Annotated in this window: 9 protein-coding genes and 1 tRNA gene; 9 read left to right on the forward strand and 1 reads right to left on the reverse strand. The window is 44.4% G+C overall.

The window, feature by feature from the left end; translation table 11 throughout:
- The first annotated feature begins 1 nt into the window (after position 1).
- From VSQ61_RS04670 to VSQ61_RS04680, 3 genes are all read left to right on the forward strand, one after another.
- Entirely contained in the window at positions 2-499 is a 498-nt protein-coding gene (locus tag VSQ61_RS04670; protein WP_334343282.1) for a tRNA (cytidine(34)-2'-O)-methyltransferase, read from the forward strand.
- Positions 500-558: 59 nt separating this feature from the next.
- Positions 559-1,998, forward strand: a complete 1,440-nt coding sequence (locus VSQ61_RS04675) for a cell wall hydrolase (RefSeq protein ID WP_334343283.1) — start codon at positions 559-561, stop codon at positions 1,996-1,998.
- Positions 1,999-2,096: 98 nt separating this feature from the next.
- Positions 2,097-2,170 (forward strand) — tRNA-Pro (locus VSQ61_RS04680).
- A gap of 113 nt (positions 2,171-2,283) precedes the next feature.
- Here VSQ61_RS04680 and VSQ61_RS04685 read toward each other — a convergent pair.
- Entirely contained in the window at positions 2,284-4,353 is a 2,070-nt protein-coding gene (locus VSQ61_RS04685) for a hypothetical protein (RefSeq protein WP_334343284.1), read from the reverse strand.
- Positions 4,354-4,573: 220 nt separating this feature from the next.
- On the opposite strand from VSQ61_RS04685, the gene VSQ61_RS04690 reads away from it, so the two are divergent.
- The 6 genes from VSQ61_RS04690 (at position 4,574) to VSQ61_RS04715 (ending at position 11,880) form a co-directional block, all read left to right on the forward strand.
- The gene (locus VSQ61_RS04690; protein WP_334343285.1) at positions 4,574-5,206 is read left to right on the forward strand and encodes a cytidylate kinase-like family protein; all 633 of its coding nucleotides are present in this window, start codon (positions 4,574-4,576) and stop codon (positions 5,204-5,206) included.
- 242 nt (positions 5,207-5,448) lie between these two features.
- Complete coding sequence (locus VSQ61_RS04695) at positions 5,449-6,408, forward strand: alpha/beta fold hydrolase (protein ID WP_334343286.1); 960 nt, start codon at positions 5,449-5,451, stop codon at positions 6,406-6,408.
- A 175-nt stretch (positions 6,409-6,583) separates the two neighbouring features.
- Entirely contained in the window at positions 6,584-7,474 is an 891-nt protein-coding gene (locus tag VSQ61_RS04700; RefSeq protein ID WP_334343287.1) for a DUF1002 domain-containing protein, read from the forward strand.
- Positions 7,475-7,500: 26 nt separating this feature from the next.
- Positions 7,501-9,117 (forward strand): response regulator, encoded by a 1,617-nt coding sequence (locus VSQ61_RS04705; RefSeq protein WP_334343288.1) that lies wholly within the window; start codon positions 7,501-7,503, stop codon positions 9,115-9,117.
- The gene (locus VSQ61_RS04710; RefSeq protein WP_334343289.1) at positions 9,114-10,898 is read left to right on the forward strand and encodes a cache domain-containing sensor histidine kinase; all 1,785 of its coding nucleotides are present in this window, start codon (positions 9,114-9,116) and stop codon (positions 10,896-10,898) included. Before VSQ61_RS04705 ends, VSQ61_RS04710 begins: the two co-directional genes overlap by 4 nt.
- Positions 10,885-11,880 carry a substrate-binding domain-containing protein gene (locus VSQ61_RS04715; RefSeq protein ID WP_334343290.1) on the forward strand — a complete coding sequence of 332 codons (996 nt, stop codon included), beginning with the start codon at positions 10,885-10,887 and terminating at the stop codon, positions 11,878-11,880. The genes VSQ61_RS04710 and VSQ61_RS04715 overlap by 14 nt, the downstream gene beginning before the upstream one ends.
- Positions 11,881-12,071: the final 191 nt, after the last annotated feature.

Here is a 12,071-nt window from a genome sequence, read left to right on the forward strand (position 1 = left end):
TATGGCATTTAATATTGTGCTTTTGGAACCGGAGATTCCGGCAAACACAGGAAACATCGGCCGCACATGTGCAGCTACTGGGACAAGGCTCCATCTCATAGAACCTTTGGGTTTTCGCCTGGGAGAAAAGGAGCTGAAAAGAGCAGGAATGGATTATTGGTCTCAGCTGGATGTAACTACCTATATCAATTATGAAGATTTTTTAAAGCAGAATCCAGGTGCAAGAATCTATATGGCAACCACCAAAGGACCGCAGGTGTATTCAGAAGTACAGTTTGAGCCGGATTGCTACCTAATGTTTGGAAAGGAAAGCGCCGGGATTCCGGAAGAACTGCTGCTTGAACATCAGGAGACAGCCATACGAATTCCTATGATGGGGGATATGCGTTCTCTGAACCTGTCTAATGCAGCAGCGATTGTATTGTATGAAGCTCTGCGGCAGAGCAATTTTGCCCAGATGAAACTGGAAGGAAAGTTAAGGAAATACGACTGGAAATAAAAGGCGGGCACAAGTGTTATGCCTGGTATATTGCCGTTAAAGAAAAAGCTGGTGATAAGATGAAAAACAAACGACTGCAGAAAATTACATATGGAATGGCCGGAATCATCATGGCTTTCAGTCTTGGATTTGCTTCTCATGCTACTAAGACGAGTGATATTGATCGAACCAAAGATGAGATTGACAAGACTCAGGAAGAAATAGACAGGCAGCAGGAGGAGATTGATAAAACCCAGCAGGAGATCAATGCAACAAAGAGTAAACAGCAGAAGCTTGAAGAAGCCAAAGCGAATATGGAGGCATATCTGAAGGATTTGAATAATCAATATGCATCCATCAATGAGGAAATCGAAGAACTGAACCAAAAGATCGAAGAAAAGGAGCAGGAGATCGAAAAGACTCAGGCAGAGTTGGAGGAAGCAAAGGAGATCGAAGCGAAGCAGTATGAGGATATGAAAAGTCGGATTCAGTATATGTACGAGAATTCTCAGGCATCCTTTTTTGCAATTCTTCTGGAAGAAGGAAGCTTTGCTTCTGCTTTGAACAAAGCAAATTATGCTGCCAGTATTGCGGATTACGACCGAAAAATGATGGAAAATTATGTGACCCAGAAAGAAGCTGTAGAAGAGAAGGAAGCAACGCTTCAGGGAGAGAAGGAAGCATTAGATGAGCTTTATGCATCCATTGTGGAAAAACAGGATGAGGTTTCGGCATTGGCAAAAAGCACTTCTGGAAAGATTGGGCAGCATGTGAATGACATTGCAGCAGCGGAGGCAGCACTTAATGGAAAAAATGATACCCTGGAGGGACAAAAGGAAGTACTGGCTTCACTGATTGCAGAGAAGAAAAAGCTGGAGGCATCTTTAGAGGCAGCAAAGCTGGCAGAGATTAATGCATCTCTTGGAAATGTAGCAGGTGTACAGACTACAGGATCGGATTATGTACACTATGGAGCCTATAGCGCTACAGAAGAAGAAGTTACAGCTCTTGCGGTTCTGATTCATTGTGAAGCTGCCAATCAGGGAGATGCAGGGCGTCTTGCAGTAGGGGCCGTGGTTATGAATCGGATTCGAGATCCCCGATTTGCCCAAAGTACGATTATGAGTGTAATTCGGGCGCCGGGACAATTTTCTCCTGTTACTTCCGGGCGTTTTGATCTGGTATTACAGCAGGATTTGGGAAGTGTGAGTCAGGCTTGTTTCGATGCAGCCCGCCGTGCTATTGCAGGGGAGTCCAACGTAGGCAACCGCGTGTTTTTCCGTACTCACAATAATAATCCAGCTTTGAGTGGATTGATTATCGGGGCTCATATATTCTCCTATACCTGGAATTATGCACCAGAGGAAGGTACGCCTTCGGTAAGTGCACCAGAAGAGAATCCTCCTGAAGAAAATCAACCAGAGGAGAATCCGCCGGAAACAGAAAATCCAGATGAAGGAGGATCAGAACCAAGTGCTCCGGAAGAAGGTATATCAGAAGGGGATACATCAGGAGTATAATAAAGTGTAAGAAAAAATCAGAATCCGGTATTTTGTACTGGACAAATACCGGATTCTATGATAATATAATCAATGCTGAAAACAAAACAATTAAATAACGGCGTGTGGCTCAGCTTGGTAGAGCGCTACGTTCGGGACGTAGAGGCCGCAGGTTCGAATCCTGTCACGCCGATTCCTTGGCAGGGGTGCCGGAACTCTTAAAATGGATGAGAGTTCCGGTTTTTTATATTTCTTCCAAAATGTTTTCAGTGAATTTTGTTATAGTATCACACTGAAAAAATTATATTAAAAATGAAATATCCGGGCAGTCATCAAGTAAAAATCAGGATTTCTCTGTAAAATTGCATTGGTTTCATTAGAAAAGATAGTGAGCCAGCCTCGACCAATGGTCATAAGCAGAGCACCTGTTACAATAATATAAAGAATCCGGGAGGAACGAGTCTTATCAAAATGAATATACTCCAGCAGGAGGAAGAAAGCCAGAAGGCTGACGGCCAGGCTTAAGTCACAGACATAGCGGATATGAATTCCTCCCAGAAGAAAATCAAGGTAGCCAAGTCCAAGAATCCCAAGGAGCAGCAGACTATAGGTCCACTTTTTCAGGGAATCCTTCTTTTCTTTTGAACCCAAAAGGAAGCATATCAGAAGAATGCCAAGATTTAAAGGCATCTGAAATAGTCCGGCGCTGTATTCCTGATAAAGGTAATTTCCAAAATCCACACATTTTTCTGTGGTAAACCTCAGAAATGGAAAGAATTCCAGAGAGACAAAAGATTCTCCAAAATAATGGTAGATCATAGAAGTAAAATGGTGCAGACTCAGGGTAACATGATTGTACCGAATATCACTCTCTGTAAGCTGGAAAGCTGTCCCAAACTCAAATACGGAGTCAAAACGAATATAATTATAGTACATAATAGCCATACCGCCGATAAAAACAGGAATTAAGAAAGGGAGCACGCATAATAGCTTGTCCTGAAATGGCCTGGAGCGTTCAAAGAGAATCCGAAGAAATAACGGTGCTGCAAAGGCAATAGCCAAAAGCACCATATTAGGACGGGAAAGTACCAGCATCACCACGGAAATGCCGGAGAGAGCAAAAAGCAAAATCTTCCGGCATTTTTTTGTACTTCGACATGCAAAAGTGGAAAAGGCAATAAAGGCAGCCAGCCATCCCACTGCACTGATGAGAGGCAGGTAGTAAAAACTTAAAGATGCCTGCATCAGATATAAAAAGCTTCCGGACACTACAGCGGCTTCGCCAATGAGAAATAAAAGCAGGTTTGCCCGAGGCCGGAAAGTAATAAACAACCCATGTATAGCTGCAAAAACAGCAAAAATAGCAAAAACAGCCAATACAGAGCCAGCCAGAAGCTCTGTAGGAAGCATTCCGGTGAGCCAGTATACAGGATAATACACCATAAATAGAGGGGCTAAACCAAAATAAGAGTAATATTTTCCATTATAATAGGCACGATCCCAATGGTAAGTAATCTCTTTTTTGTCACGCTCTCCCCTGTCATATGGGTTGTCAAGGGCTTCCAATTCGGGATTGACATCCAGATCCAGAGAAAGCTGCCCTTTTTCAAATGCATCCAATTGCTGCATATAGGCGTCCACAACCATTTCCGGAGAACGGATCTCATCCAGAGATGGGTAGGAACGAAGATAGGAATGGGCGGCATCTGCCTTGTATAAAATTCCACAGGAGACAAAGAGACAGAGGGCCAAAACAGCCAGGTTCATCAGCCGATGGCTCTTCTTTTCCGGACAATAATCTATTTCATAGAGACGATAACACAAAGTTGCAGCAAGGGCAAAAAGGAATCCGGCCATAAGCAATAGGCGCAGCCAGTGAACCTGAAAGGGGATATGCTCATTCAGTACTACTGAGAGAAGAAAAACTGGTGCAAGGGGTTGTTCTGTAAAGTTAATGCGAAGCCTGGTCAGAGAGCCATGGCTATTGATGGGTACTGTAAAAATGGATTTTTGGCCTCCGGGATTAACTTGGAAGCTACCGGCACCCATTGTCCGGTAAGCATTCGCTTCATCACAGATTCCGATATTTCCGTATAACAACTGTGAGGGGCCGGAGGTGCGGACCGTAACACTGCGAACGGGTATGGACAGGTCATTAAAGGAAACTGTGGGGTTCTCTGGAAGAAGAGGAAGTGCTTCGCCATTAAATCCGTCCATAGCAGAGAGATCTAACTCCATGCGGGTGTAGTCCCCGAGGTACTGGGAAAAGTAAGAGAACTGAAAGACACCCAATTCCAAAATAAAGGCCAGCAGGATTGCTCCAATCAGAAGAATGCCTGGATTGGATTTTTTGATAGCTTCCATATATTTTTTCATTATAACCTAAGCCTCCATAACTTCACAGACACATCAAAGAGTGCTGACTTTTACTTTGATAATAGCATTGGAGGAAAAGAGTGTCAATTCGGAAGTGGTTTTCTGGGAGCCGTGAATGGTAAGTTTAAATTGACAAAATGCACGTAAACTTTTATCATGGAAGTAGAAGAAAACGAAAATTTCGGACTGCATAAGCGGTGCCGGGTAAGGGGTGTTGAATATGGATAATTTCGTAATTTCTATTACAAGAACCTGCGGAAGCGGTGCAACCTCTATTGGAAGAATCTTGGCAAAGGATCTGGGGGTGGAGCTGTATGATCGGAATCTGCTGAGGCTGGCTTCCGATGAAAGCGGCATCAGTCAGGAATTATTTGCAAGGGCTGACGAGGATCAGAAGAAGAGCCTTTTATTCCGGGCATCCCAGAAAGTGTATAACGGTGAACTGATTCCGCCGGAGAAGGAGGATTTCACTTCCAATAACAATCTCTTTAATTATCAAGCCAAGGTGCTTCGGGAGCTGGCGGAGGTATCCTCCTATGTAGTAATCGGGAGGGCTGCGGATTATGTGCTGAATGACAAGCCGAATCTGGTAAGGGTATTTATCTATGCTTCCAGAGAAAAATGTATTCAGAAAGAAATGAACCGCCAGAAGATTGACTGGAAGAGGGCGGATAAATTCATCACCAAAACAGACCGCTATCGCCGGGATTATTACCGCTATTTTACCGGCCAGGAGTGGGAGAGTATGCGCAATTATGATCTGTGTATCAATACCACGGATATGACTTACGAGGAAGCGGCCAAGGCTATCAAGAACTTTGCGTTTACTCTGCTGGAAAGCAAGAAAAAGTAAAAACCCGCAGCTTCATATGACAAATTTGTATTTTTATAGCCGGAAAGGATAAAATAAATAAGCGGAAATAAGATGAGCGGTCTCTTTAAAAACAAAAAAGAGGCCGCAGATTTATTTTATTCCACTAAATTTTATAAAATATTCAGATTTTCTTTAAGATTCATGATATACTATTGCTGTATCATCAAATCAATATCTTTTTATGTACAAGAAGCATGTGCAGATTAGGAAAAGGAGTAACTATGGCCAAAAAACGGGAATTCACTTTTAACTCCAGAGACGGAAGAACTAAAATCCATGCTGTGGAGTGGAGCCCGGAGCAGGGGACGATTACAGGGGTCCTGCAGATTTTTCATGGAATGATCGAATTTATCGGCCGTTATGAGGAATTTGCAGAGTTTTTAACGGAACGCGGCTTTGTGGTAGTGGGAAACGATCATTTGGGCCATGGCGCATCCATTGTATCAAAAAAGGATTACGGCTTTTTCAGTGAAAAGAATGGAAATACTGCCGTGCTTGCGGATGTTCACCATCTAAAGCGGATAACAGAAAAGCGATATCCGGATGTGCCTTATTATATTTTGGGGCACAGCATGGGTTCGTTTCTTCTGCGGCAATATCTATGCCTTCGGGGAAAAGAGCTGGACGGAGCGGTAATTATGGGAACAGGCACACAGCCGCTGTCCCTTTTAAAGCTGGGCAAAGTACTTTGCAGGGGTATGGCGGCAATATTTGGATGGCATTACCGGAGCCTGTTTGTTGACATGTTAGCCTTTGGCGGTTATAATAAACACTTCAGACCGGCAAGGACAGGCCGGGACTGGCTTACAAAGGATGAAGAGCTTGTAGATCGCTGCCTGGCAGACGAGCGCTGTACTTTCCGATTCACCATAAATGGTTATTATAATCTGTTTACCAGTATAGAAGCGGCGTCAAAGGATGAGAATCTGAGAAAGATGCCAAAGGATCTGCCGATACTGTTTACGGCAGGCGGAGACGATCCGGTGGGAAACTTTGGGAAAGGCGTGGAACAGGTAAAATGCATTTTTGAAGCTATAGGAATGCAGGATGTGACAAAGATTATTTATGAAACCGACAGACATGAGATTCTCAATGAGACTGACAGAGAAACGGTGTATGAGGATATTTATGCATGGCTGGAAAAGTGTTTGGCACATCCCCGTAGAAAAAAGTCCAGCTAAGAAATGTTAAGTGATAATGATAAATTTTTTTAGCTTGACCGTAAAGTCGCAAAGGCACACGAGAGAAACTTTCATGAGTTTCTTTTCGAATGAAAGTTTCTCTCATTAGGTGTGTGCTGAAGGGACTTTACACTTTAGTACTGTTGCGTAGCAACTTAAAAAGGAGGAGTAAAAAATGAAAAAGAGACTTTTATCTCTGGTACTAGCCATGGTAATGTTGGTTACAACCGGAATTACAGCCTTTGCGGCAGAGGATGACACGCCGATTCTGGCATTGGGGGCAAACCTGAGTGAAGACCAGAAAGCAGTTGTACTAAATCTGTTGGGAGTAGATCCGGCGGAATTGGACAATTATAAAGTAATCTACGTGACGAATGAACAGGAGCATCAGTATTTGGATCAATATTTGGGTTCAAGCGTCATAGGAACGAAAGCGCTGTCTTCTGTGCTGATCCGTCCGGCGGCAGAAGGATCAGGACTGAACGTTACTACCTACAATATCAGTTACTGCACCATAGATATGTACCGGAATGCCCTGATTACGGCAGGACTTAAGGATGCTGATGTCTATGTGGCAGGTCCTACCAACCTGTCAGGAACGGCTGCGCTTATTGGTGCGGTAAAGGGCTATGAAGAAATGACCGGTGAGACGGTAGGTGAGGAAGCTCTGGAAACGGCGGTAAATGAGATTGTCGTAACAGGAGATCTGGGTGATATACTGGGTGACTCGGAAGCGGCATCTGATATTATTGCCTATATCAAGCAGCAGATTGCAGAAGAGCATATAGAGTCGGATGAGGATATTGAGCGAATCATCCGCAATGCCATGAAGGAATTTAACATTGAGCTGACAGACGAGCAGGTGGCGGAGCTGATCAAGCTTATGAATAAGATCAGTAAGCTGGATCTGGATGTGGATGCGCTGGCAAGGCAGGCCGGAGAACTGTATGAAAAGCTGAAAGGAATGGGACTGGATCTGGATAATATCGACACGGAACAGGTGGGAAACTTTATTACCCGGTTTTTTGATGCGATAGTCGGTTTCTTTAATAAGCTGTTTGGCTAAAGACATATTTGAGGAGAATGCAGGTTATGTATAAAGCACTGCTGGTAGATGATGAAGCGCTGATACGGGAGGCGATTAGTGAAAACATCCCTTGGGAGGAGCTGGGTTTTGAACTGATAGCAAGCTGCGAGAACGGCAGGGAAGCCATGGATCAGATAAGGCGGACACCGCCGGAACTTTTGCTGACGGATATCTGTATGCCTTATGTGGATGGAATTGAACTGGCTCGTTATGTTCACGAAAATCATCCCGATACCAAAACCGTCATCATCAGCGGCTATGATGAATTTGAATATGCAAAGCAGGCGGTGCGCTATCAGGTAATGGAGTATATTTTAAAGCCCATTACACCGGCAGAGCTTACAGAAGTTCTTCTTCGGGCGAAAGAAAGCCTGGATGAAAAATGTGAAAAAACCAGAACATTGAAAAAATTGCAGGGGGCCTATATCAGTAATAGGCCCTTTTTGCGAGGACGCTTTTTAAACAGTCTTCTTAAGGGAAATGAGCGGTCCGGCGGCCTTGACGAGAAAATGGCGGAGCTGGAGATTTCTTTGACAGGCTGTTTTTTTAATACGGCTATTGTGGAGGGAGATGACTTATCACCCTTTTTAAACCAGTACAAGGATGTTCGGGACGAGCTGGCGCTTTTTGCTATCTGCAACATTACTCAGGAATTAATTGAGCGGCGGAAGCTGGGAGTGGCTTTTCAGAATATGGAGGAAAAGACCGTTATTATTTTCTGCGGCGACACGGAGGAGCAGCTGGGCCGGCAGGCAGACGAGACGCTTAAGGAAATTCAGAAAACCATCGGGAATCTGCTCTTAATTGAGACCACGGTTGGCGTAGGGCAGACGGTCTCGGATGTCCGGCGCCTGTATCAATCCTATGAGAGCGCCAGGGAGGCCATGAAACAGAAGTTTTTGATGGGAGGAGGCCGGATTCTGCAGCAGGAACTTTTAGAAGATCCGAAAAGCAATATGTCTATTGATGTGTCAAAATGGGCGGAGCAGGTAGTGCAGGAGGTAAAAAGCGGAAATGAGGAGGCCATAGAGGAACGGATCCGGGAATTTGCCCAGGAAATTCGTGACTCCTATGTAAACCGCAACCGTTCTATTATCTATATGCAGAATCTTCTTTTGACTATTATTGGCACGGCAAATCTTATAAAGGAAAAGGAATGCATAATTGTAGAAGAAGAAAAGACATTCTTAAACAGGATCTATGATTATGAGCATTTGACAGATATGGCGGCAGATGTGACGGCTATCTGTATCCATATTTCCAAGCTTCTGGGAGAGCAGAGAGACAGCTATGGTAAGAAGCAGGCCCTGATGGCTTTGGATTATATTAAGGACAATTATATGAATTCAGAGGTGAACTTGAATTCCGTGTGCAGCCATCTGGCTATCAGTACCAGCTATTTCAGCACACTTTTTAAAAGCTGTACGGGGGAGACGTTTATTGAAGCCCTGACAAAGAAGCGCATGGAGGAGGCGAAGAAGCTTCTGGAGAATACTTCTATGAAGACTTATGAGGTTGCCCGTGAGGTGGGTTTTTCAGATCCTCACTATTTCAGCATTGCTTTTAAAAAGGCTACAGGCAGAACACCTACCGAATACGCCAAGGAGAAACGAACAGGATGAAAAAGAATTTGCTCATGCGCTTCCGCAGTATTCGAACCTCCATTATCTTTTCTTTTGCCGTGCTGATTGTATTTGCCCTGATGGTATTTCTTCTTCTTTCTTTAAATTTTACCCGGGAAGCCGTGCTGGAAAACTCTACGGAATACACGTCTCAGTTAATTGGACAGGTGAACAATGATATAGATTCTTACATTGGCTATATGGAGAATATTTCCCTGATTGTAGCAGATAATTCCGATGTGTGGGATTACCTGTTCGGGCGGGAGCTTTCTAGGGAAAGGGAGGAAGAGATTCCAGAACGGATTCTGGGAGTTTTTAAAACGATTACGGATACTCGAAGCGATATTGTAAATATTGCGCTTCTTTCCAGAAACGGGGAGGCTTTGATTAATCAGGGAAGAGCAAGATTGAATCCTTACATTGATGTTTCGGAGCTTACCTGGTATCAGGCAGCTGTGGCAGCAGGAGAAAAAACAGTGATTTCTTCCTCCCATGTGCAAAACGCCATATACGGAAGCTATGACTGGGTGGTAACCTTAAGCCGCAATATTTCCAGAACAGAGGATCCGGAGGCCGGGGGTGTATTTTTTGTAGATCTGAACTACAGCGCTATCAGCGATCTTTGCGAACGGATCAGTCTGGGAAACCGGGGCTATATTTATATTTTGGATGAAAATGGGGGAATTGTATACCATCCTCAGCAGCAGCTTATTTACAGCGGTATGAAAAAGGAGTTGATTGATGAGGTAATGCAGTCAAAGGAGTCATCCTTTTTGACAAAGGACGGGCGTCTGTATACGATCTCCAGATCCGAACGGACCGGATGGATTGTAGTGGGGGTTTCCATGGTATCAGAACTGATGCGGCGGGCGGAGGAAGCAAGGAAGATTTATCTGCTTATTGCTCTTGCGCTGTTCATGGCAGCTCTTGTTCTTGCCTACCTTTTGTCGGATGAAATAACAAAGCCGATCAAGGCGCTGGAAAAATCCATGAAAGAAGTGGAAAAGGGCAATTTTGCCCATGCGGCGCTGGCAGTTCGGGAAGAGAATGAGATAGGGCATTTGAGCCGTAACTTCAATATGATGACAGAGGAAATTCAAAATCTGATAGAGCAGAGAGATCAGGAGCAGCAGATCAAGCGGAAATCAGAGCTTAAGGCCCTCCAATCTCAGATCAATCCTCATTTTCTGTATAATACTCTGGACTCTATTATCTGGATGGCTGAGTGGGGAAAGAATCAGGAAGTAGTGCGTATGACTTCCTCTCTGGCAAAGCTTCTGCGCCGGAGCATCAGCAATGAGCAGGAGACGGTAACCGTGGCCGAAGAGGTAGAATACACAGAAACCTATCTGACCATTCAGAAAATGCGTTACAAGGATAAGCTGGAATATGAGATTCAGGTAGAACCAGAGATTCTGCAGGAAAATGTGATTAAACTGATTCTGCAACCTTTGGTAGAAAATGCCATCTATCATGGGATTAAGTATAAAGAGGGAAAGGGAATGGTTCGGATCGAGGGATTTCGGGAGGGGGAGCATATGATTCTCCGGGTGCGGGATGACGGAAAAGGAATGGATTCGGAAACTCTGGCTCATATTTTTGAGAAGCATACCAGAGACACCCGTTCTAACGGAGTGGGGCTCAACAATGTTAATGAGAGGATACAGATTTATTACGGAGAAGATTATGGAATTAGCTTTAAGAGCAGTCCGGGAAAGGGAACGGAGGCGGCCATAACACTTCCCTTTGGAAAGGAGGAGGGAAGCGATGAGGAATCATAAACAAAGGCTTTTGCTTGCGGGAGTTTTGCTTGCTGCTACGCTGGTTTCGGGAGGATGGTATCTGCAAAGACAGAATTATAGTTCAGAGCCCCTGCAGATCGTATTGATCCAGAAAGCGGTGGATGATACGGACTTCTGGACCTGCATATACGAGGGCGGGCATATGGCGGCAGATGAACTGGGCGTGGAGCTGACCGTAATGGGACCCAGACAGGAGAGTGACTCACAGCTTCAGCATCAGATGATCCTGGAGGCTATTGAACAAAAACCGGATGCAATTGCTCTTACGCCCAGCAGCTTTGAGGAAACCATACCTTACGCAGAGCAGATTGAAGCGGCAGGAATTACGCTGGTGCTTATGGATTCCACCATGGAAAAAGAAATGGGAGTATCTCTGATTGCTACGGATAATTTTGAAGCCGGTTATAAAATGGGGTCATATATGAGCCAATTTGTGGATGCGGATACCCTGATTGGGGTTGTGGGACATGTAAAAGGGACTTCCACAGCGACGGAGAGGGAAAGTGGTTTTCGGGCCGGGTTAAAGGATGCCCAGAAGCAGATTGCAGAGGTGGTATTTTGCGATTCTTCTTCGGATAAGGCTTATGAGTTAACCTGCAGCCTGCTTGAACATTATCCGGACATGAATCTGATTGTGGGCTTGAATGAATATTCGGCAGTGGGGGCTGCCAGGGCGGTAAAGGATATGGGGCGTTCCGAAAACTGCCATATGGCAGGCTTTGACAGCTCCATTGAAGAGATTCGGCTCTTGGAGGAGGGAGTGTTTGATGCTATTGTGATACAGAAGCCCTTTAATATGGGATATCTGGGAATAGAAACGGCGGTACGGGCGGCAAGAGGAAAAGAAGTGGAGTCTTATGTGGATTCGGGCTCGGAGCTGATTACAAAAGAGAATATGTATACGGAAGAAAATCAAAAATTACTGTTTCCGTTTTTCGGTAAGAGTACGAAAGGATTATAAATTTTCCAATTAAAACCGGGGAAAAAGTTCATCAATCTTGAGCAAAAGAGATTGATGAACTTTTTTTCGTAAAATATTCACCTATTCCAAAAGGATTTTCTATTACTTTATTCATAATTTGGACATATAATAGACATAAATTCAACGAGCAGACAAGGCGTTTTCGTCGCCTTCTCTACGGGGGTACTGGA

This window comes from Candidatus Merdisoma sp. JLR.KK006 (genome assembly GCF_036941035.1).
In the GTDB taxonomy this organism is placed as follows: domain Bacteria; phylum Bacillota; class Clostridia; order Lachnospirales; family Lachnospiraceae; genus Laedolimicola.

Coding starts and splice junctions, on each gene's coding strand:
- VSQ61_RS04670 (WP_334343282.1), top strand. CDS start 2: ATGGCATTTAATATTGTGCTTTTGGAACCGGAGATTCCGGCAAACACA.
- VSQ61_RS04675 (WP_334343283.1), top strand. CDS start 559: ATGAAAAACAAACGACTGCAGAAAATTACATATGGAATGGCCGGAATC.
- VSQ61_RS04685 (WP_334343284.1), bottom strand. CDS start 4,353: ATGAAAAAATATATGGAAGCTATCAAAAAATCCAATCCAGGCATTCTT.
- VSQ61_RS04690 (WP_334343285.1), top strand. CDS start 4,574: ATGGATAATTTCGTAATTTCTATTACAAGAACCTGCGGAAGCGGTGCA.
- VSQ61_RS04695 (WP_334343286.1), top strand. CDS start 5,449: ATGGCCAAAAAACGGGAATTCACTTTTAACTCCAGAGACGGAAGAACT.
- VSQ61_RS04700 (WP_334343287.1), top strand. CDS start 6,584: ATGAAAAAGAGACTTTTATCTCTGGTACTAGCCATGGTAATGTTGGTT.
- VSQ61_RS04705 (WP_334343288.1), top strand. CDS start 7,501: ATGTATAAAGCACTGCTGGTAGATGATGAAGCGCTGATACGGGAGGCG.
- VSQ61_RS04710 (WP_334343289.1), top strand. CDS start 9,114: ATGAAAAAGAATTTGCTCATGCGCTTCCGCAGTATTCGAACCTCCATT.
- VSQ61_RS04715 (WP_334343290.1), top strand. CDS start 10,885: ATGAGGAATCATAAACAAAGGCTTTTGCTTGCGGGAGTTTTGCTTGCT.